Raw genomic sequence first — 23,223 nt, 5'->3', positions numbered from 1 at the left:
TTTGAATCAATCTGAAAGTTGATTTTCGTTTACATTAAAGTTTATAATACAATCCAATTTGAAATGCGGGTTCCATTTTTGCAATATGTGCTTGATTGGTATTGTTTTTTTGTAAGAGTACCGAAGCCTGACAAGATATATTTCTGAATTCTCTTTGCAAGCCAATGCCAATCACAAAATGGTTTATAAGCGTTGCCCGATTAGAAGCTTGATCAAAATCAACTTCAACCATTTCAGTGTTTGTATCCCATGAAACATAATCAAAATCAAGAATCGTTTTGCTTTTTAATGTTAACTGGATACCTCCAGTAACAAATGCTGCATACTGTGTATTAAAAGGAAAATAATATTTCAATTGTAAGGGCAACAATAAATCCTGGGATTTAATACGGATATTTGTAAAGTCACTGGATTTACTATGTCTTGGTTTTATGAGATTTGTAAACTCTTCTTCCGTTGTGTTGGCAAAATCACCTTGATCACTGAAGCTTTGTTGAAAATAATTTTGAAATACCAAACCGGAACTAAAAGAAATATTTTTATTCGTTTTCTTTTCAAATCCTATACCAACATTTACATGTCTCTCTGTGATTAACGAAACAGCTCCAACTAACCAATAATTAGGCTTTATACCTTGCATCGGTTTTAGCTTTGCTTTTGGTTTTGTTTCAGTCGAATTTAAAACATTAATATCTTTACTAGCCAATTTCTCAATAGAAAGCATCTCTTGTGTGCTTTTAAGATCTTTTGATGATCGCATTACATCCTGATTTGAATGCAATGTAGATTGGTTCTCAAATTCTATTCCAGCTTCTTGATTATTGGATTTTAAATTTTCTGCTGATAATGTGGTATTCAATAAAGCATTAAATGTAGATTCTGTTGGTGGTAGATTTGTTTTTTGAGTTTTAGTAGAATACAAATTTGCATCCGGGTTCTTTTCATGGACCGCTGAATTCCTTGTTTTAGTTGAATGCATTCCTGAAAAAACAGATGGTTTTGGACTAAAAACCTGCGATTGTTTCTGCTCCTTAGCTATTGAATTAGATTGACCTATTATTGTATTGGTGGATGTCAAAGATTGGTTTAAGTCAACTGGTACAGCTGCTAATTCAAGATTCTGACCAGCATTAGATTTAACTTCAATGTTTGAATTCCACGGTTTAAAATCAAATAGATTTTGCTGGTATGCGATACCAAGCACTGTGACGATTAGCATTGCAAGGAGCACATATCTGAATTTATAAAAATATGCTGCTTTATCAGATTTATTAGAATTGAGTTTTTTACTCAGTCTGATCCAATCTGTTTCTTTAAAAGCTGGATTTAATTCACCCAGTTTTTGATTCAGCCGTTTATCGAAATCTTCCGGTCTCATATATTTGAAGGTAAGCTTAAACTTAATATTGAATTATTGGAAATTATACTATATTCTTTTGACAACATATCTTGCAACTTCATTCTTGCTTTAGCCAGATTTGATTTTGAAGTGCCTTCTGTAATATTTAAAAGCGCTCCGATTTCTTTGTGGCTATAACCATCCACTGCAAATAACATAAACACCGCTCGATAAGAAGGACTTAATTTTTGAATTACCTTCATAATTTCTTCAACAGACAAACTGCTGAAGGTATTATCATCCATACCAAGATGTGTATAATCTTCAATTGGGTTCGATTGAATACTGCGCATTGACTGCCGATAAAAATCTATTGCAGTATTAACAGTAATTGTTCTGACCCAAAATTTAAAAGGTCTTTCAAAATCATACTTATCCAGATTTCGAAAAATCTTTATAAAAGAATCATCCATGACTTCTTCACAATCTTCTAATTTGGAAGTATATCTTATACAAATACTTTTAACATACGAATAGAAATGTTCATACAACTTACGCTGTCCTATAGGATGCTGTGCTAAACAAGCCTGAATCCAATCGGACAATTCCGGAGGGTTGATATGTATTTCTTCATTTGCCAAATCGGTCTGTGTTCCGTCCTACTTATATATATTCTACGAAGTTAAGTCTGGAAAGGTTGCCGACAAAGTACTTTTTGGGAAAAAATAAACTTTCTGTAAAAATTAAACCATACAACAACTTTTATATCTAATTATACGTATTAACCGATATAACAGCTTATTATAAGAGCAACGCTACCGTAAACATTTTATTTATTTAACTTTTAAACAATTTTTCGCCATGAAAAAAATTATGGGATTATGGGCGCTTTGCGTCCTAGGGATGGCTTCATGCCAAAAAGAACCAGATCCATCACTCCAGGGCTCTGATGAGGCATTATCTGGTATTCTTGTCACAGACATGAACACCGGTGAAACGACGACTGCCTATGAATTAGGCCAAAGACACAGGCCAGAAAGAGACAGTGCTTGTAGAAGAATTCCTGTAGATAGTTTATCACCAACAATTCTGGATTACATCACAACAAATTATGCTGGTGCAATTATAAAGCTTGCGTCTAAGGACAAAACCGGAAATATCATAGTAATCATTAAGTTGAATGATGGCAGTTTTAAAATTTTACAATTTGATGCTAATGATCTTTTCCTGAAAGAACTTATTAAACGAGGACATCATCCAAAAGGTCATAAAAATCATCTAACGGAAGTTGATATTACAACTCTATTAATTGATATAACTACCTATATTGATGCGAATTATGCAGGTTCAACTATTGAACGCGCTGGAATGACGCGCAAAGGTGAATTTATTATTTCCATTAACTATAATGGAAGCCGAAAACTTCTCTTATTCGATTTTCAGGGAGTATTCTTAAAAGTACTTAGATAAATCATATTTTGGCAATCCTAAATACCCTCTCAACTTTTTGTGAGGGTATTTTGTTATATGGCTATGTTGCTTGCTTTTAGTTAATTCCTTATATTTGCCTTTTCAATTTAATCTATGTTAATTAATAAAAATTTTATCATTTTAATTATTTCAATTTTTACCCTCAGTTTAAGCTGTACAAGTGAATTCATTTCAGATGGCCGACAAATTTGTTTTGAACAAGAAGTGTTACCAATTTTAGTTTCCACATGTACCCAAAGTGGATGTCATAATTCAGACGATCATGAAGCAGGTTACGACTATACTGATTTAAACAGTATTCTTAGCTCTGTTAAACCAGGAAATTACAGTGGGAGTGAGCTTTATAAAGTATTAACAGACCCATTTCAACCAATGCCTCCAAGTCCTTTTAATCGTTTAACGAAAGAACAAATTTTTAAAATATCCTTGTGGATTGAACAGGGAGCTGAAAATTTACCTTGTATTGCCCCTGCTTGTGATACTACAGAAGTAAGTTATAATGCAACCGTATTTCCGATCCTGCAATTATATTGTAATGGTTGTCATGCTGGTCCAAGACCGCAAGGAGATGTAGATTACAATTCATTTAGTGGATTGAAAGCAACGATTACAGATGGCCGATTTATTGGATCCATCCTGCATGAAATCGGTTATATAGGGATGCCTAAAAATGGCAATAAAATGCCCGAATGCGAAATTCTACAAATACAAAAGTGGGTGCGCGATGGAGCCAAGAATAATTAAGTAATACAATTCATAAATAATTGAAATTTCAGCTTTTTAATCCCTTTGTATTTCAAGTTTAGTATTCCAAAAAAAATAAATACCAATTCCTTCATATGAAATCCTACATTCTTATTTTAAGTATTTTCATCAGTCTAAATCAATTTGTATTTTCTCAAGATCTGTTGAGTGAATTAGGAGAAGAGACAAATCCAAATCAAAAAGTTACAAATGCATTTAAATCACCCAGAGTGATTAATAGTCATAGTATGGAAATGTTGGCTGCTGGTGCTCTGGATTTCAGAATTTTACATCGATTTGGAAATATTAACGAAGGTTACAAACAATTTTTTGGTTTGGATAATGCTACCATGAGAATGGGATTTGATTATGGTATTACAAAAAATATTACGGTTGGACTTGGAAGGAGCACTTTTAAAAAAGAACTGGATGGATTTCTAAGGTATCGTATTTTATGGCAATCGACAGGCGCGAAATCTATGCCTGTATCCGTAGTCTGGACTAGTGGGTTTGTTAGAAATGGAGAAGAAAATCCATTGTCGGATCGCGAATTAAAAGTAACTTTTGAAAGAAGAATGTCCTATTATCATCAATTAATTATAGGTCGTAAATTTACAGAACGAATTTCTGCTCAAATTAGTCCTACAGTTATTCATACAAATATCGTCAATAATGAATTGATTCCAAATGACTTATTAGCAATAGGTATTGGTGGTCGATTTAAATTTACAAAAAGGATGGCGTTCGTTATTGATTATGCTTATCCTATGAATAACTTTCCACGAGACTTATCCACCCACCCATTATCTATTGGAATTGATATTGAAACTGGAGGACATGTATTTCAACTTCACTTTTCAAATGCTACAGGTATGAATGAAAGAGCATTTATCAATGAAGAAAATGGCAAATGGCTTGATGGTGATATTCAATTTGGTTTTAACCTTTCCCGGGTTTTTCAAATTAAGAAAAATAAAATTTAACCTAGCAACCATTTCTTAAATACTGCGTATAGGCAATTTTACATACTTTATAGAATATAGAAAATGAAAAATAATATACTCCTAACTATTTTCAGTTCAATATTTTGTTGGATCGTATTTACAAATAGCCTGCCAGAGCCTAAAAATCCAGAAACTGGAAATACAGGTGCCCCAGGTGAAACGACCTGTATGCTTTCAAGTTGCCATGCAGGCGGCACATTTACAGGAGACGTAGAAATTTCCGGAGTACCAGATACTGTGATTGCAAATCAAACGTATGACGTGACATTAATTACAAAATCGAATGCATTACGTTCCGGATTCCAACTTACGGTGCTCGATGCCATTAATAAATTTACGGGTACATTAACAGCCGGCACAGGAAGTAATATATCAAAAAATAATGGAAACGGTAGAACCTATATTAGACAGTCATCTGCAGTCAACTTTGCGAATGGACAAGTAAGCTGGACTTTTAAATGGAAAGCTCCCGCTACTGTTCTCAACGATAGTTTAATTTTTTATTTCGTTGGAATGCTTGCGAATGGAGATGGTAACAAAACGCTCGACAATACCGTAAAAAACAGGAAGCGCGTCTTTTTCCAATTGGCTGTTGATAATGAAAATATCGAAAGAAATTCTTCCACTTTTAATTGTTCATTTCAAAATGGAGTATTGACAATACATGATTTCGATATCACTTCTATTCAACAAATTGATTTGATTCAATTAAATGGAAACACGCTCTACACAGAAAATAATATTGCGAAAAATCAGATTCCAATAACGAACATTACTCCAGGAATCTATATTGCAAGAATTCTCTCCAATAATCAATCTTATGCTCGCGTCCTATTTGCCAATTAATTTCTTATAGTACCGTATTATTAATACCGATAGAATTTTGCATAATCTTTGACACTTAAATCCGTGCCATTGATATTTAGAATTCGCTTCTGTTCGTTACAATATAGATATATTGTATTTTTTGAATGTAGCATCATTTTAATATCGAATTTGTCAGTCAACTTAATCGTATTCTGTAGCTTCACTTTTTGAATCGAAAATACATTTTTATTATTTTTCGTAAAGTTATAAACTTCTGATTCCGGATATTGTAAAATAGATAAACCTACCTGATTTGCATTTAATTCAATTTGTTGTCCAATATAATTGAGTCGGTGTAATTTGACTCCATCTATTAGGTCATTACCAAGTTGAATTTTTGGACAAGTAAAACTATTTTCAAACGAACAAGATGTCCCTCTCAATACTTCCAAATTATACTTAACCAGCGCTTTCAAACCTAAGTCTACCGTAAATTTTAAAATCTTTTCAAAGATTTTTGCTGCCTCATCATGCAGTCCTGAATTCGCTAGCGCAATTCCTAATACTGCTCTTGATTGATTTAGCTCTTTCCCATTCAACAATCCCATCAATTTTAACTTTGCCAATTCATTTTCATTTAACCGATTAATAACGGTTTGAAATTTACCTTCAAGTACATAAACTGACATAAGGTTTAACTCCGCTTCAAAATAATTATAACTGAATGACTTAGCTTTCAAAAAATTAACTTTAGCCTTATCCAAAAAATACAATCTCAATTCTTCATTTTTTCTTGCTTCAAGCCCTCTGCTGTTTATAGGCTTTTTCAATCTACTTACAGGATCCAATTCAAATACTTGTATATAATTGCCTGAATTTACGCCTGCAAGTTGCAATGATTGTAATGCATAGCAAAGACCTATATTGTTATAAATCTCACGGCTTTGGTAAAAGGATTCTAAATATTCATAGGAAGCTACGGCAAGTTCATATTCATGGGCAGAAATCAAAAAGGAAGAGATCTCAAAAATTCCGATTAAGGTTTTTACTTGTTTCACCACCGCATTTGCAGCACTTTGCCGTTCCCGCAATTCAGGATATCCATTCAACTTATTCGTTAATTGATATTCTTTATAAATAGTATTTAACAACGCAGGTAAAATATCAATGGATTTATAATCAGCAATCCAAGCTGAAAAGACTCCTTGAATATCAGCTTCTTGCTCTTCCTGTTCATTCGTGATACCGCTCAAATTTCTTGCTAAGTAATTCGTTTGATATCCGGATTTTTTAGATTGTAAACTATAAAAATGAGCCAGTTCATGCCCGATAATAAAAGCAAGCGCATCTAAAGAATCTTTTCCAAATCCCCAACATATTCTCATTGCTTTGCGCTCTATAAGAATTAAATTTTCACCAGCAACATATTGTGCAACAGCTTGTTCCCGATTCGAAATTTTGAGCTTCGGCTTAAGTAAAATAAAATTACCCGTTGACTGGAAGATTCTATCCAAAACCTGGCTTGCAGAATTCAAACTCAGCTCACCAGGTATCGCAAACGATGGATTTAGGATTCCGGATAACAAAACAAAAATCAGAAGATGTTTCATGAAGCAAACGATTAAATGTTATTGAATCATATCTAAATATGCCTGAGCGTGCTTTGCAATATTTGAATTTGGATTTTCTATAACCTTTATTAATAATTTCTTTGCTAAATCTTTGGCACTTTTACCATTGTATAGCCACAAACATTGCGCCATATAGAACTGGGCTAAATCCTGAAATTCAAAATCATCCAAATAAGCAACTGCTTCATAATTCCGAATAGCATTTGAATAATCTTCCTCACCCATAGCAATTCTTGCTAAATGGAATGTTGCTAAAGGAACCAATTGATCTGTTGGATATAAGGCTACAAATTGTTTAAAGGCTACTTTCGCAGAACTGTATTCCGCACGTTCAAACAAATCAATAGCTATTTTAATACTGTCTATCTTTTCTTTATCCTTCATTACCATTCCGGGTGCAGTTAACTCATTAATATATGCCCGAATTTCTCGCTTTGCAATATTATTTGAATCCACTAACAATGCATCCAGCTTATCTTCTCTTAAAAAGAAATAGTAAATTCCAGTTGTTAGAAACAAAAAGATCATTGCCGCTGAGGCAATCTGTGTAAATGAGTACTTTTTCATAATAAATAAATTTTTATAGGTGTTTAATGAATTTGCTTTTGTTTTAACAATTTTTCTAATACGATCTCGCATTTTCTGCTCCTCATGTCGTTGAATTCCTAAAGTCAATACTTTATATAAATCAAACTCTTTTCGCAATCCTGAATCTTTATTTAAGGATTCTTCAAATTCTAAATTTTCTTCTTCAGACATTGACTGATACATATATTTATCAAATAAATCCAAATGTTCAAATTGATTTTTCATACTTTAATTTTGAAGATTTAAAAAATCCCGATTTTCCAATAATTGTTTTCTTAATGCATTCATACATCTACTTTTTTTTACTTTAACAAAGTCAGAAGTATAACCTAAAACTCTTGAGATTTCCAACAACGATTTATGCTCAAAATAAAACTGAGACAATAAGCTTTTGCATTCATCCTTAAAAGTTTCCAATATCCGCTCCACAATAGATAGTCTCGCATCCAGGTTCACAGAATCCACAGAATATTCAAAATCTTTTGAATCCAATGGATGCTCTTGCATATCCCTTGAAAATTCTTTTTTATCTCGCAATTTATATAACCACATCTTATTTACAATAGATGAAAGGTATGTCCCTGGTTTCACTTGCAACTCAAATGCTGGATCCCGAAGTCGCTTTACTAAAACTATTAAAGCTTCTTGAAAAAGATCTTCAGCATCTTCTACCCTTCCATTGTTTTTCAAAATATGACGTTCTATATTTTGATAATTCTCAAGATAGATTTTTTTAAAGGCAGCGTCTTTACCCGCTCTTAATTCTTGAATCCATTTTAATTCATCAATCGGATTATTCATGTATTGCAGTTTTGTACAAATGTAACCACCCGGTGAATAAATTAATTCCTTTTCATGCCAGAATCGCTGCAAAATGGTACTAAAGGAGCATTTTAAGGAGCAAAAGGAGTATTTGAAAAAGATCTATAAAATCTGCAAAATGAATACAAATTAAGATTGGCCAAAACCTAATTTATCAGGGCCAACTGTTTAAATATCAATAGGTTTAATATGATGCTTATTCAAATACATGTTATTTTCCTAAAACCAAAAAATTAAAGAGGAGGCTAAAACAGTGGACTACTGAAAGCCAAAATACAATTTAAAACAGCACATTTTAACCCAGCACATTTTGCTACTATAACTTTGAAAGGAAATCAATGAGATAAAACAAACCCGTCATGAAAAATATTATAATAACGCTACTAGCAATCAGTCATGTGATGCATTGCAATTCGCAAAATAACTTGCTTAGCCTGCAGCATTTTATGGATCTCAAAATCAAAGAGGCAGAACTACAATACGATTCTTTGCCATATCACAATTATAACTTGTGGAATCTAGTGGTAAACTCAGAGCATAACCTAAACAATATACCCAGCTACTTCATTCCAATAGCAAAAGCACAATTTGAATTCATTCAAGGAAACTATAAAAAAGCTGAATTAATAATTAATACCAACTTAACAGATTCAAGAAACCAAATAAGGTCAAATACATCAGACTTTTTATATACACTCATATTAAAATCAAGCATCCAATTAAAATTAGAAGAACTTGAGGATGCTAAAAATACAATATTAATTGCTGATTCTTTAGTGGCTGCCAATAAAAATATAATAGGATTAGAGGTAAGCTCAGAATTAAATCTACTAAAAGCAAGCTTGTATATGTTTGAACTTTGTTATTCTGACATCCCCAATATCTTAAATCAAAGTCTACATAATATAATACCAGCATCAGAGTCGGTAAAATTTACGCTTGCCAAGTCAAACTTAGCAATTGCACAATACTACCATAAAATAAACAATCTAGATTCTGTACTTTGCTATCTAAATAAAGCAAAAACTTTGCTAAGCTCAGCTGGCAGAATAGAAAGTCAAGCATATGAAAATTTGAACCATCAACTTGCAATATATTATCAAAACACTGGAAATGAAAATCTATATGAAGAGTATATAGAAAAAGCACGTTCAATGGTTGAGAGAAAACTTGGAAAACAACATCCAGAATATGCCAATATCCTTAGAACAAAAGGGAATTATTACAGAAGAATGGGTCGGTTTAATCTGGCTGAACTAGAATTCAGAGATGCTACTGAAATATATTTAAATGCAGAACCCCAAAATTCAATTTATTATATTTCTACCATAAAAAATCTGGGTTCCTTATTTAATGCCATAGGCAATAGACTGGATGCTGAAAAACAATTTATAAAAGCAAAAAATATACTAGAATCTAAAAAAATGATCTACGAAATAGATTATGCTATTATCCTGGAATCATTAGCTCATTTATATTATAATCAAAAAAAATACAAAGATTCTGAGCAACTCTTGCTTCAAGTCTTAAATATTCGCAAAACTTCACAAGGCAATACAAATAAAGACTACGCCGAGTGTCTGAATAAACTTGCAAATATTTATCTTATGCAAGAAAATTACATAAAATCTGAGACCCTCTTCAAGGAAGCAATAAGCATAACTACCCTTGAATGTGGCAAAAATATATCCCCTTATTTCTTTGTAAACCTTGGACTTTTATATTCCAAAACGAATCAGTTTGATAAGTCTGAAGCGTTATTTCTTGAAGTAAAAAATATATATGAAACGAACTTTGGAAAGTACAATAAAACATATCTATGGATTCTTGACAATCTTGCAGAATTATATACAAAAATGAATCGAACTTCTGAAGCCAGTGTCATTTTTATAGAAGCTAGTCAACTCCGTAAAAAAATATTATTTGACTCCTTTAAGTATTTATCTCAAAATGAAGTAGAGGCCTATTTAGATGGCTTTAAAAGAGGGATATCCAACTTCAATGCATTTCTCATAAACACCCAAAAACCATCTGAAGAACTTTTAATTGAAGGTTTTGAAAATGAAATCTTTTATAAAGGATTTGTTTTAAATTATCATCTTTCTTTGAATAATGCACTTGAATTACATCCTGAAATAATTAGCCTAAATAATCAACTTAAAGATACTTACAAACAAATTGCAAAGGAAAATACAAAGTTTCCGAACTCAGAAATATTAATTGACTCTTTACGATATGAAGCCCATATATTAGAAAAACGAATTGGAAGAAAAATTAACGGATTCAATGATATTGGAAAAATGATTAAATATAATGAACTTGTAAGTCGACTAAAATCAAATCAATCCTTTCTTGAAATTGCATACTTGAATACATCCACCGAATCCAAAAAAGATAGCTTTTATTATGGAGCATATATTCTCCATGCTGGTTCCAAAGTGCCAATTTTCATTAAACTTTGCTCAGAATCTGAACTTCAAAATCAATTTCCAAAAACAAATACCCTAAAATCAGATTATGTCAATTCACTTTATAGTATAGCAACCAGGGGCTTTGAACCAATAAACAAAAGAAAAAGTAACAGTTTATATGAGCTCATATGGAAACCCCTTGAGCCATACTTCAAAGAAAATCAAAAGATATTCTATACACCAGCTGGATTATTTCATAAAATCAATTTTCAAGCTATACCAATAAATTACGAGAATGCCATAGTAAATAAGTATGATGTAATACAACTAAGTAGCAGTCGAGATAAAATAGTATCTGTAAACAATAATCTACACTACAAAACTGCCTTGCTTTTTGGAGCTATTTGTTATGATCAAGAACCATCACAAAGAGCATTAAAAACGGTGCCATCAACCTTAGAAGCAAATACCAGAGGAGCTACAGATATAATTTACCAACTTCCCAATTCAGGATATTGGCCTGAACTAAAACAAACATTCAAAGAAATAAATAAAATTGCTAATTTATTAGCCACTACAAAAATAAAAACACGCAAGTATTCTGGTCTAACGGCCTCTGAAGATAATTTGAAAAAATATACTCAAGAAACGCCATCCCCGAGTATTATTCATTTTGCAACACATGGATACTTCATACCTCTTGAAACTGCTGAAACTTCCAAAACGATTGAAGAAAATAATTTCCCTATAAATAAAATAAAAGATCCAATGATTCGCTCCGGGCTCATCCTTGCAAAAGCAAACTATGCCTGGGAAAAAGGCTCTGCCATGGAATCTGAAACTGAAGATGGAATACTAACTGCCCTTGAAATTAGTCAGCTAAATTTCCATCAAACGAGTTTAGTAGTTATGTCTGCATGCGAATCCGGACTAGGCGATATAAGAGGAAATGAAGGCGTGTTTGGCTTACAGAGAGCATTCAAAATAGCGGGTGCTAAAAATATAATTATGTCACTTTGGCAAATTCCAGATACTCAATCAGAAGAGCTTATGGAAGCTTTCTACACAAATTGGCTAAAATATAAATTGGATATTCCTCAGTCATTTAAGCAAGCTCAATTAAAATTAAAACAGAAATATAACAACCCATATTTTTGGGCCGGGTTTGTATTAGTACAATAAATAAAAATCTATCCTATTTTTTATTTTCAATAATCTCCTTCCGATAAAATAAATTATAACAAGTCCATATTATTGTAAAGGAAATTTAAACGTATATTTCCCAAAATATTTCCAACTATAATTAAATATATAATTCCTGATAAAGTCCATTATAATACTTCCTGAAAACACAAAAATAGTGTTGAATAAAACGTACTATTTTCTGATTACTTATCACAAATTTTGCAATACTAAAAAGTAAACCATTTTATCACCCTATAATTAATTAAATATGAAAACCTTCGTAAAATTATTAAATCCATTTTTTGCAGTAGCCATGGTTATTTTTCTATTTACAAACTGTTCAGATACAGAACTAACAGATCTATCAAAAACCGTAGTGGATTCGGAACGTTACAATGACAATTTAAATTTATTTGAACTGCGAAATAAACCTATTTACTCAGCGTTAGGATCCAATTTCAAGTACTTGACGCTATTTGACAAAAACAAACAGAATGGCATCGCAATCAAGATCACAACAGATGATGTTCAATTGCTTAAATCTTTAAATGAGGAAACCATTGAATTTTTTGCACTTGATAAGGCACCAGATTCCGGCATAAAAGGTGAAAATAATTCTAACACGCTAACATTACAAAGCAGAGGTATACACCAAATTTCCCTTACCGTTGTTGAAGCTAGAATCCACAAATCCATTAAATTCTATGGAATTAAATTTAGAAAAACGGAATTGATTCCAGGCAATTCACACTATAAATTTACCTATGAAAATACTCATGTTTCAAAGGTACACATCATGGGCCAATTGAGTTCTAAAGATGCATCCAGAATAAATGTGCTTTCATTACCTTGTGCAGATTGTGTTCAGTTTTATTTGGCACCTAAATTCTCCATATTGACTCGTATGTTTAGTTATGAAAGTGAAATAAAAACCACGCTTCAATTAACGGTTGCACACAAATTTACAGATCCGATTATTGTACTCTGGTAAACAGACATTCACTTTGCATACGAATTCGGCATGTTAAATGCAAAATTAATTATTTAATATTCCTAGATAATTACAGTCCATAAGTTAATATTTAAATTGGCAGAAAATGAAGAAAGATTAGCTCTCTAGGGAGCTAATTTTTATTTATAAAATTACAATAATTGTGATAACCAAAAGTCGATTTTGCAATTAATAATTGTAAACATTTTTTAACAATTAAAACACACCCTTATGAAAAATTTAATTCAGGAACTAAAGTTCCCCCTTTGCTTTGCATTCGTTTTATTTCTAATTGCTTGCGAAAAGAATGACTCCTCCAATTCAAATTTCGTAAATCCAGAGAAAAATGATACCGCCCTGGAGAAGTTGAACCACAGTGGCAACAAAACAATTACTGACAAAACCGGCGAAAACGAACTAAGCATTAAAATCAGTAGCAATAATACTTCTGTATTAAACGACTATTTAAACTCAGATCTTGAACTTGTAGTAATTCACTCAGATGATGTTCTTCTTGAAGAATCTTTTGGACCTTTAGCCCAACAAGATGAAAGCAAATTCGTATTATTAGACAAATTGCGCATAGATATTCTTAGCACTCAATTTAGTAAAGATGTGGTTGGCTTCTATCTACGGGAACGGATTAACTCTAATTTATTGGCTACCAGAAGAGCTCCAAGACTTGTAGAAACTGAATATGTTTCACCGTATGTATGCTCCGGAGGTTATGTACAAATGAGTTTGCCAAAATTAAGTCTAAGAAATACGGTACGATTCTTTGTAGAAGCGATCGACGAACCCGGAATCGAAACAAGAGTCCGTTCCATTGAACCAAGTTTTCGGTCACCTTCATTGACGATTGGTTTTTCAGACCTAAAAGGTGTAGCCCATCAATGGCGAATAAAATTATACCATGACGCTTCCATATTTCCTATTATCTATTGGACAGGCGAACTTAGTATTTAAAAACCATGTTAATACATAAGAATAGATCATTTTCAAAGCAATCCCAAAATAATTTGGGATTGCTTTCTAATGCATACATTCTTATAAGAATTAAAAAATAAGTAACACAAAAACCTCTTCCATAAAATGCGTATTTAATTCTAGTTTATGAAAAACCGAAGAATTCAATTCCTTTCTTATATCCTTCTAAGTCTCCTTTATACTTTAAATAGTATTGCTCAAGAAGGAAAATCAATGCATGCATTACTCATTGGTATTAATTCTTACCCCATTGAAAACGCATGGGAAAAGATAAATGGTGTATCCGATGTTTTATTATTAAAAGAGACTTTAAAAAAATTACAATTCCAAGAAACGAATATAACAACTGTTCTCAATGAACAAGCAACAAAACAAAACATCCAGTTTGCATTTGAAAAGCTCATTAAAAGTATCCAAATAAATTCCACTATCCATATCCATTTTAGTGGCCATGGACAACAAGTAGCTGATAAAAATTTCGATGAAAAAGATGGGTATGATGAAGCATTGGTTCCTTATGATTCCCCAAAATACTATTTAGAAGGTGAATATGAAGGCGAAAATCTTATAACGGATGATGAACTTACAGAATATCTCATGCGATTACGTTTAAAAGCAGGTAAACACGGGCACCTATTTATTAGTATCGATGCCTGTCATTCCGGAACTGCGACCAGGGGATTTTCAAATGGAAGAGGAACTGATCAAATCATGGCATCATCAAAATACATTAAAAAATGTTTCCATTTTGAACACGATAACAAAGCTTTAGATGCAGAACCAAAAATGACTTCAGTTGATATAGCGCCAATTGTCAGTGTTTTTAGTTCATCTGCCTATGAAAAAAGTTACGAAATCTCTGTTGGAGCAAATATGAAGTTTGGCTTGATGAGTTATTCATTATGTAAACTCCTATCAAATCTTGAAAACTGCACTTCATATCATGATTTATTCGAGAAACTAAAAATTGAAATATTCGCAAATACTTCTTTACAACATCCGCAAATGGAAGGGAATACGGAGCTCTGTATTTATGGAGGAATTCAAAAATCGGAATATAAATTTATTTCTATTAAAGATATCATTACCGATCATTTAATTCTTATAGACAGGGGTGAATTTCACCAAATTTTTAAAGGAAGTGAATTGTTGATATATCCTGAGAATATAACCGACACCACTGGAATTCAAGCGCTCGCAGTAGGCGTAGTAGATGAAACATCAGCGTTTGATGCAGATGTTTTTATTAAAGATCATATTTCAACGGAACTTCTAAAAAATGCAAAAGCCCTATTAGTAAAATCAAATTTTGGTCCTCTAACCATTGCAGTAAAAGTATCCTTGTCAGACAGTAAAATAAACAAGAAAATAATCTCCAGACTCAAGGGCTTAGATTTTATTCGATTGACAGAGCAACAACCGGATCTATTTATTGAAACACCAAGTAGTTTTGCAGCAAATCCACAATTAAGACTTTATAGTACGGATGAATCTATATTACTTGAAAAACCTATCGAAGAATTGAAAATAGATTCTTTAATTTTTGACATTTCTGAAGCCATCATGCGCTACACAAAAGCCCAATATTTACGCAAACTTGAAATTCCATCCGAAAATATAAAATCAAACTTAAGCATTGAAATAAAAAATAATAATCAATTCATTCCATTAAAAACAAATGTATTATTGGTCAATGATACTGCAAAAATTATCATTAAAAACGAAGGTGCTGAAGGTTTCTATTTGGCATTGCTGGATATTAACCCAGAACATTTGTATAGGTTTATGATACCTAAACTAACAGAAAGTCCATATGATTATTATTTAAAACCAGGGGAAACATTTATTCAGGATATTTATATTTCACCACCCCTTGGTATTGAATTTTTAAAATTGATTGCCACTAAGGATCCACTTGATTTATCCATTGTGGAGACTACAAGAGGTTCACAAAATAATAAGACAAGTATAATTTCCAAGGTAGTTTCAAACGCAAAACATTTAAATAAGAATATATTCTCAAAATCAATTCTAGCAGACAAGAATGAAGTATTGATAAGCAGCTATTATTTTGAAATAAAAAATTAGTAATATTAATACTTTAAAAGCCAATCGATTGTCTCCTTAATTTCTTTAAGGCTTGGTAACATTTCCATTTCTAAAATACTATTTAAAGGAATCGCAGGCAAATTTTTTGAGCCAATACATTTAACTGGCGCATCCAAATATTCAAAACAGTGTTCACTAATTCTTCCTGCGAGCGTTTGCGCAAAACTATTTTCAATTGTTTCTTCCGTTAATACTAAGCATCGATTATGTTTTTTGACAGATTTATAAATCATATCCGTATCCAGCGGTACTAAGGATCTTAAATCTATAATTTCTACCCTACCAAAAAAATCTTTGGTAGCATTGATTGCCCAATGAACGCCCATTCCATAGGTTATAATAGTCAAACTTGATTGCTCATCCTGTGCATCGAACTCCGTGACATGCCGGGCCTTTCCAAGAGGTATTTTATAATCTTTATCGGGCATGACAACTTTTGCAGCATCTGTACCTGGAACCTTTGACCAATACAATCCTTTATGTTCAAAAATAACAACAGGATTTGGATCCTCATATGCTGCTTTTATCAATCCTTTTAAATCTGCTCCATTGGAAGGATAAACAACTTTAATCCCTTTAATATTACAAACTACCGATTCAACACTGGATGAATGATAAGGACCTCCACTACCATAAGCACCAATCGGTACTCGAAGAATCATACTAACAGGCCATTTACCATTGGTTAAATAACAAGATCGCGCTACTTCCGTGAATAGTTGATTTAAACCAGGCCAGATATAATCGGCAAATTGCACTTCAACAATTGGTTTTAAACCGACTGCTGACATTCCAACCGTACTGCCAACGATAAATGCTTCCTGAATTGGTGTATTAAACACCCGGTGATCTCCAAATTTTTGTGCCAATGTTGCAGCTTCCCGAAACACGCCTCCTAATCGTTTTCCAACATCCTGACCATACAATAAACATTCCGGGTGCTCGTGCATCAATTCTTCAATGGCAAACAAAGCACAATCGACCATTACTTTTTCTTCACCATCCTTCGGACTGCGAATACCTTGTTCTTCGGTAATCACAGCAGGAGCAAAATCATGCAGATACAAATCCGAAGGCAAAGGATCTTCAGATGCTTTTGCGATCTCAAAATCTTCTTTAACTTTTTGCAATGATTGCTGTTCAATTTTATCTAAATACGTTTCACTAAAACCATTGGCTTTAAGATATTGTCTAAATTTTGGATATGGATCATTTAAACTTTGTAGTTCAAGATCATCCCGATACCATTCTTTGCGAACCCCACTTGTATGATGGTTTAACAACGGAACTTTTGCATGCAATAAAAAAGGTCTTCGCTCTTTTCTTATTTTTGAAAGAATTTCATTTACTGTTTTGTAACATAATTCGAAATCCGTGCCATCAATACTAATAGCTTCCAAACCAGGAAATCCTTTCGCAAAATCACAAGCATTTCCGCGGCGAATTTCTGAGGAATGCGCGCTTATATCCCAATCATTATCTTGTACAAGGTATAATATTGGCAGCTGCTTTAACGCAGCCATATGAAATGCTTCTGCAACCTCCCCTTCTGTTATGGAAGCATCCCCCAAGGAGCAAACGGCAAGTGCTTTTGATATTTCAATTTTAGATAATTCTTTATACTGGATACCCATTGCAATACCAGTAGTGGGAATTGCCTGCATACCCGTTGCAGATGATTGATGTGGAATTTTAGGTTTATCATCTAAGCGCAAACTTGGATGTGAATAATAAGATCTTCCACCTGAAAAAGGATCCGCTCTTTTTGCCATCAACTGGAGCATTAAGTCTTTCGGTTCTAATCCAATAGATAAAAGCAAGCTATCGTCTCTATAATAAGCAGACAAATAATCCTCTTTTAAAAGTTGCAAGCCAACTGCAATTTGAATCGCTTCATGACCTCTGGAGGTGGCATGAACATATTTTGAAACAAACTTAAAATGAGCTTCATAATATTCTGTCATAGCTTTGGCCATAGAGAATATTTGAAATGCTTTTTCTAATAATTCAACTGATAAAATAGATTTTGTAATTTTTGCCATATCTTAAAATCGCATACAAATGTATTAAACCCAAAATTAAAGTTTAAACTTCCTTTAGTTTCTTTCCTATAAATTCATAAACTGCTTTTGCAACTCTTTGCCCATCCATTGCAGCGGATAAAATTCCACCTGCATATCCTGCACCTTCTCCAGCAGGAAAAAATCCCCGGATTGTTGGGTGCATGCAGGTGATCGCATCTCTAGGAATTTTAACGGGTGCACTGGTCCTGGATTCTGTTGCAACAATTATTGCATCTGCATGATTATAAAGCGGCATTCGATTACAAAAATGTTTTAAGCCTTCCATGATTCTTTTACTTATAGTTCCATGTAAATGTTTATTAAAGTCAACAGGGAAAATACCAGGGATATAAGATGTATCTGGCAAATCTGCACTTGCTCTACTTTTAAGAAAATCTGATAATCGTTGAGCTGGTGCTTGTTGGGATCCATTTCCCAAACTAAACATACGTTGCTCGATTTCTCTTTGAAACATCATGCCTTGTAATGGACCAAATTTTTCATACTGCTTAAAATCTAATGGCTCAACGGAAGTTACGATCCCACTATTTGCAAATGGTGAATCGCGTCTTGAAAGCGACATCCCATTAACGACAATTTCTCCTGGTGCTGTTGCCGCCGGAATTATCAATCCTCCTGGACACATACAAAAGGAAAATACTCCTTTATCATGAATCTGACAGGCTACAGAATAACTTGCAGGTGGTAAATTAATATCCCGATTTTTTTGTTTGTATTGGATTTCATCAATTATCGATTGGGGATGTTCAATTCGAACTCCAATAGCAAATGATTTAGTTTCAATAGATACATTTTTACGATACAAACATTCATAAATAGATCTGGCTGAATGACCCGTTGCCAAAATTACATGCTCAACCGCAATAGTACTTTGGTTGGTTTCAATAAATTTGATTTCATTATTTTCAAAAATGAAATCTTCAACTCTTGTATTAAAATGGATTTCACCACCAAAATGCTCAATTGTTTTCCTTATATTTTGGACAATCGTTGGCAATTTGTTGCTACCGATATGCGGATGTACATCAATTTGTATATCTGGATCTGCTCCATGGCTAATAAAAAGTTTTAAAACCTTTTGAATATTACCCCGTTTGTCAGAACGCGTATACAATTTTCCATCTGAATAGGTGCCAGCGCCCCCTTCACCAAAACAATAATTTGAATCTGGATTTACATTTCCAAACTGTTGAATTTCACGCAAATCGACTCTTCTGGATCTGACATCTTTTCCGCGTTCCAGAATAATTGGTTTTAATCCTAATTCAAGTAATTGTAATGCAGCAAAATAACCACAAGGACCAGCTCCGATGATATGAACGGGTGGTCTGTCAGCAACGTTTTGAAATGGGATCGATACTTCGGCAGTATCTACCGTTTGATCATTATAAATTACGGCGCGAAAAACATAGTAAATACACTTAGACCTTGCATCTATATTTCTGCGAATTATCTTATAATACACAGGCGTAGAATGATCCAAATTCAATTGATCCCGAATAGCTGCTTGGTGAGAACTATCAGCATGAATTTCAGAAGGAAGTAGACGATAATCAATCTGGGTCATACTATTTTAATGCTGCCCGGATCTTGCATAAGGTTTCTAGTAATGGTTCCAACAATTCCAATCGAAGCATATTTGCACCATCTGACTTAGCAAATTCAGGCTTTGGATGTGTTTCAATAAATAAACCATCCGCCCCAACAGCGATCGCTGCTTTTGCTATAGTATCTATAAGATCTGGTCTGCCACCAGTAACTCCACTTAATTGATTTGGTTGTTGAAGGGAATGTGTACAATCCATGATGACCGGTACATTAAATTTGCGCATGGTTGGAATGCCGCGATAATCAACAATTAAATCCTGATAGCCAAAAGTCGTACCTCGTTCTGTCAACCATACTTTATCATTTCCACATTGTCTTATCTTTTCAACAGCATAGATCATAGCTTCTGGACTCATAAATTGTCCTTTTTTTACATTGACTACTTTTCCTGTTTCAGCAGCTGCAATCAACAATGAAGTTTGTCTACATAAAAAAGCAGGAATTTGTAAAACATCTACAAAATTAGCAGCCCAGGTTGCTTCTGCTTCTGTATGAATATCAGTCGTAACAGGTACTTTCAGTGTGCTCGAAATATCCTTTAAAATATCCATCCCCAATGCATCACCGATTCCAGTAAAAGAACTTAACTTCGAACGATTTGCTTTTTTATAAGATGCTTTAAAAATATAAGGAATTGAATACTTTGTACAAATTTCTTTTACAGTCCCTGCGATCTCTTCACAAATATCTTTCGATTCTATTGCACAAGGACCTGCAATCAGAAAAAAATTTGACTGTACATTATTCTGAATTTCTGATAAAGTTTCATCCATCATATGATCTTCGTATTAATACTTTAAAACCCAGGAATCGGGGTGATACAATTTTTTAAGCTCTTCTAAAACTTCATTTAAATTTTTTTCAAAACAATTAAACTGAACTCCAACCCGGTTAAATTCACCATATGAACCCCGATAAAGAACATATCCTTGTTTAACAATTTTACCAGATAATAAGTTTGCATTTGAAACTTTGATAAATGAACCTACAATAATTACACAAGGCCTATATCTGATTGAATCATTTAACTGCTTTATATTATTTGAATCTATTTTAACTTCAGTATTCAAACCCTTCGTTGTATCGGAAGTTTCTGAAGTCATTGATTTTTGAAAACCTGTATCCTGCGAACTACTTGAATTTAAAATCGTATCCTCCTTCTGAATCTGCGAAATGGTATCATTCATTATAGCTTGCTTTGATGCTGTATTTTGTGTTGACTTATTTGGACAAAATACTAAACATAAAAAAATCAACCACAAAAGTCCTAAAGCAAAAAGCAAGGCCTTCAATTCTGATTTTCGCGCTGGTTTCTGGATGGGAACATTCAGTTCGCGATGAAATTCCATAACACCGGCAGGTCTGAAAACAGGTGTAATGGGCAAAGGTTTTTTACCATAAAAATCCTGATTTAAGTTGATTTCTGACTTATCAAAATGAATCCCAATACTCCTTTTATATAACTTACCAAATGGAATAAAATCAAATTGGTTTGATTGTGAAAACGATTCACTGATTGTTTGACAAAGATTTGCAAGATGTTCCTCGAGAAGATCCTGTGAATATCCGGTTTCTAAAATCATATTCCGGATCATCGTTTCCGATTCCAATGAATTTGATTCAACAAAATTTAGATCGATAGAACCTGGGTGAATGGTATTCTTTAAATGGTCAATAAAAGCGGATTGCCGTGTACCTGTAAACCGGCCAAGACCTGGAATCTCAAACCAACCAAATTGGTTTAGATGCCAAAGTAACAAATATAATATATTAGGTTCGCGTACCAATTCTCAATTTTTATCTCTGCTTTGGATCAAAAATAATCAAAGCAGATGCAATCACACAAAAGTCGGTGAGTAGAGTTTTAAGTAGCTAATAAATAGAATTTTAAATATATAATAAAACAATCATACAAGATTGAAATAGAAACTTAGGCTGGAGGGCCTTCTTTCTTTTTCCTTTTAATCTTAAACAAATCTACTAATTCTTTTTCAGTTAAAAACTCTAAATCTGTAAAGGATGAACTTACGGCCTTTTTAACTTCTTGATACTCTTTACTCCGTTTGTCCTTGTAAAATGCTAAAAGCTTTTTAACATAATTCATTGACATGCTTTCCGTTTCCAAATTGAAAGCGGAATTTCCAAAAATATTAATGTAATCTGAAAAGGTCTTTTGCATTTCAAAAAATGAATGATATTCTGGTTCCGTTAAATTATCTACCACTTTATGCAATAACTGAAGTATTACTAAACGGAGACATTCATTATTTACAGACATTCCTTCATACTGTGAGTAAAAAGCGTTCACGGCATCCAGTGCATCTTCGTGCACAAATCCTTTATTGTGTATTGTTTCTAAAAGACTATAATATCTTACTAAATCGTCCCCTTCATTTTTATTTAATAATGCATAAACCTTTTTATCTGGCTCTGGTCCAAAGTAAACCGCATTCTTATAATTCAATTTCAAGAATTGAAAATATAAAGAATTAAACTGTGGATTTTCATATCTGCAAGAATTAAGAGCATTCGAAAGATGCTGTGTTTCCGTTTGATTTAAAATAATGAAATTTGAGATAATTGCAATGATATCAATAAATTCGGGTTCTCTATAAAATTGTTTTTGTCCGATGAGCTTGTGAATTTCATCAATATAGCTATCATGTTTATTATTAAAGGCAATTCGGTTTAACAAAAAACTCTTTAAAGAAACTGCTTCTATTTTTAATTCACTTACGGACTCTGGAAACTTAGTATATAAAAAATTATAATGTGCAAACTGCTTTTTATAACGGATCAATAAGTTTCTTCTTTCGTCCAAATCTCTAAAGCGATCATGAATCATTGATTGCAAAAAGCTTTTTACTTTTTTGTTCTCAATTTTATCTAAAAGATTTGCAATCCAAATATCACTGCTCAATGCAAAACCAAGCTGCACAGTTTGGCCTATTCTTTGACGAATCGCATCAAAATTTGTAGAATTTGCAATAGCAATTAAGATCACTTTAAATGACTCTTGAGGACGTGCATATTTTATTTGATCATTGAGTTCACCTCTTAAGACGCTATAGCCTAATATCCTAGGTTGGAATAATCCTTCAAAAAAAGGATTTAACAAAACTGTTTCTAATTCTGGTAACTGCAAGGGATGATTATCGGCTACCTCTTGATAAATTTCTGCTATGAGAGGTTCATATGCTTCTTGTAGGTTTTTGTAAAGCTCTGGTGTTTCCTCTTCAAGGTAAGCAGCTAATTCGTCTGAACCTTGAATTAATTCAGCTACAGCCTGAAGTCTTTCTTTATAATCGTTTAACAAGCTTTGCATAAGCGAGATTTTAATTATTTACAATGAAAGAACCTGGAAGGAAACAAGGCCTGTCCAGGTTCAATATATTTTGTTTTTATTAATTATTCGAAATTAT

18 protein-coding genes are annotated in these 23,223 nt (G+C 33.0%); 8 read left to right on the top strand and 10 right to left on the bottom strand.

Annotated elements, in window-relative coordinates; all coding sequences use genetic code 11:
- Positions 1 to 34: 34 nt before the first annotated feature.
- Entirely contained in the window at positions 35 to 1,378 is a 1,344-nt protein-coding gene (locus IPO86_07330; protein MBK9727911.1) for a hypothetical protein, read from the bottom strand.
- Entirely contained in the window at positions 1,375 to 1,980 is a 606-nt protein-coding gene (locus IPO86_07325; GenBank protein MBK9727910.1) for an RNA polymerase sigma factor, read from the bottom strand. Before IPO86_07325 ends, IPO86_07330 begins: the two co-directional genes overlap by 4 nt.
- Before the next feature lie 220 nt (positions 1,981 to 2,200).
- Between IPO86_07325 and IPO86_07320 the strand changes: the two genes are divergently transcribed.
- The 4 genes from IPO86_07320 (at position 2,201) to IPO86_07305 (ending at position 5,424) form a co-directional block, all read left to right on the top strand.
- Entirely contained in the window at positions 2,201 to 2,809 is a 609-nt protein-coding gene (locus IPO86_07320; GenBank protein ID MBK9727909.1) for a hypothetical protein, read from the top strand.
- A gap of 114 nt (positions 2,810 to 2,923) precedes the next feature.
- On the top strand, positions 2,924 to 3,574 hold the full coding sequence (locus IPO86_07315) for a hypothetical protein (protein ID MBK9727908.1): 651 nt from the start codon (positions 2,924 to 2,926) through the stop codon (positions 3,572 to 3,574).
- A 95-nt stretch (positions 3,575 to 3,669) separates the two neighbouring features.
- Positions 3,670 to 4,557, top strand: coding sequence for a hypothetical protein (locus IPO86_07310; protein MBK9727907.1), 888 nt, complete (start codon positions 3,670 to 3,672; stop codon positions 4,555 to 4,557).
- 63 nt (positions 4,558 to 4,620) lie between these two features.
- Positions 4,621 to 5,424: a hypothetical protein gene (locus tag IPO86_07305; protein MBK9727906.1), complete on the top strand. Its 804-nt coding sequence runs from the start codon at positions 4,621 to 4,623 to the stop codon at positions 5,422 to 5,424.
- 20 nt (positions 5,425 to 5,444) lie between these two features.
- Here the strand turns inward: IPO86_07305 and IPO86_07300 are convergent, their stop codons facing one another.
- Genes IPO86_07300 through IPO86_07290 form a run of 3 tightly spaced genes read right to left on the bottom strand, consistent with a single transcriptional unit; the run spans position 5,445 to position 8,405 of the window.
- The gene (locus tag IPO86_07300) at positions 5,445 to 6,995 is read right to left on the bottom strand and encodes a hypothetical protein (protein ID MBK9727905.1); all 1,551 of its coding nucleotides are present in this window, start codon (positions 6,993 to 6,995) and stop codon (positions 5,445 to 5,447) included.
- Positions 6,996 to 7,013: 18 nt separating this feature from the next.
- A complete protein-coding gene (locus tag IPO86_07295) occupies positions 7,014 to 7,829 on the bottom strand; it encodes a hypothetical protein (protein ID MBK9727904.1) in 816 nt (271 codons plus the stop codon).
- Between the two features lie 3 nt (positions 7,830 to 7,832).
- Entirely contained in the window at positions 7,833 to 8,405 is a 573-nt protein-coding gene (locus tag IPO86_07290; protein ID MBK9727903.1) for a sigma-70 family RNA polymerase sigma factor, read from the bottom strand.
- 380 nt (positions 8,406 to 8,785) lie between these two features.
- Between IPO86_07290 and IPO86_07285 the strand changes: the two genes are divergently transcribed.
- The 4 genes from IPO86_07285 to IPO86_07270 all read left to right on the top strand — a co-directional run bounded on the left by IPO86_07285 (position 8,786) and on the right by IPO86_07270 (position 16,088).
- Positions 8,786 to 12,019 carry a CHAT domain-containing protein gene (locus tag IPO86_07285; protein MBK9727902.1) on the top strand — a complete coding sequence of 1,078 codons (3,234 nt, stop codon included), beginning with the start codon at positions 8,786 to 8,788 and terminating at the stop codon, positions 12,017 to 12,019.
- Between the two features lie 271 nt (positions 12,020 to 12,290).
- A complete protein-coding gene (locus IPO86_07280; protein ID MBK9727901.1) occupies positions 12,291 to 13,013 on the top strand; it encodes a hypothetical protein in 723 nt (240 codons plus the stop codon).
- 231 nt (positions 13,014 to 13,244) lie between these two features.
- Positions 13,245 to 13,979 carry a hypothetical protein gene (locus IPO86_07275; GenBank protein MBK9727900.1) on the top strand — a complete coding sequence of 245 codons (735 nt, stop codon included), beginning with the start codon at positions 13,245 to 13,247 and terminating at the stop codon, positions 13,977 to 13,979.
- Positions 13,980 to 14,126: 147 nt separating this feature from the next.
- Entirely contained in the window at positions 14,127 to 16,088 is a 1,962-nt protein-coding gene (locus IPO86_07270; protein MBK9727899.1) for a caspase family protein, read from the top strand.
- Positions 16,089 to 16,093: 5 nt separating this feature from the next.
- On the opposite strand, the gene IPO86_07265 is transcribed toward IPO86_07270, so the two are convergent.
- The 5 genes from IPO86_07265 to IPO86_07245 form a co-directional block, all read right to left on the bottom strand.
- Positions 16,094 to 18,151: a tungsten formylmethanofuran dehydrogenase gene (locus tag IPO86_07265; protein MBK9727898.1), complete on the bottom strand. Its 2,058-nt coding sequence runs from the start codon at positions 18,149 to 18,151 to the stop codon at positions 16,094 to 16,096.
- Positions 18,152 to 18,194: 43 nt separating this feature from the next.
- On the bottom strand, positions 18,195 to 19,760 hold the full coding sequence (locus tag IPO86_07260; protein MBK9727897.1) for an FAD-dependent oxidoreductase: 1,566 nt from the start codon (positions 19,758 to 19,760) through the stop codon (positions 18,195 to 18,197).
- Between the two features lies 1 nt (position 19,761).
- Positions 19,762 to 20,577 (bottom strand): 3-deoxy-8-phosphooctulonate synthase, encoded by an 816-nt coding sequence (gene kdsA, locus IPO86_07255; GenBank protein MBK9727896.1) that lies wholly within the window; start codon positions 20,575 to 20,577, stop codon positions 19,762 to 19,764.
- Positions 20,578 to 20,589: 12 nt separating this feature from the next.
- Entirely contained in the window at positions 20,590 to 21,561 is a 972-nt protein-coding gene (locus IPO86_07250; GenBank protein ID MBK9727895.1) for a hypothetical protein, read from the bottom strand.
- A 170-nt stretch (positions 21,562 to 21,731) separates the two neighbouring features.
- Entirely contained in the window at positions 21,732 to 23,126 is a 1,395-nt protein-coding gene (locus IPO86_07245) for a hypothetical protein (protein ID MBK9727894.1), read from the bottom strand.
- Between the last annotated feature and the right edge of the window lie 97 nt (positions 23,127 to 23,223).

The organism is Saprospiraceae bacterium, assembly GCA_016717265.1.
GTDB lineage: Bacteria > Bacteroidota > Bacteroidia > Chitinophagales > Saprospiraceae > Vicinibacter.
This window is presented reverse-complemented; position numbering and strand designations above follow the sequence as displayed.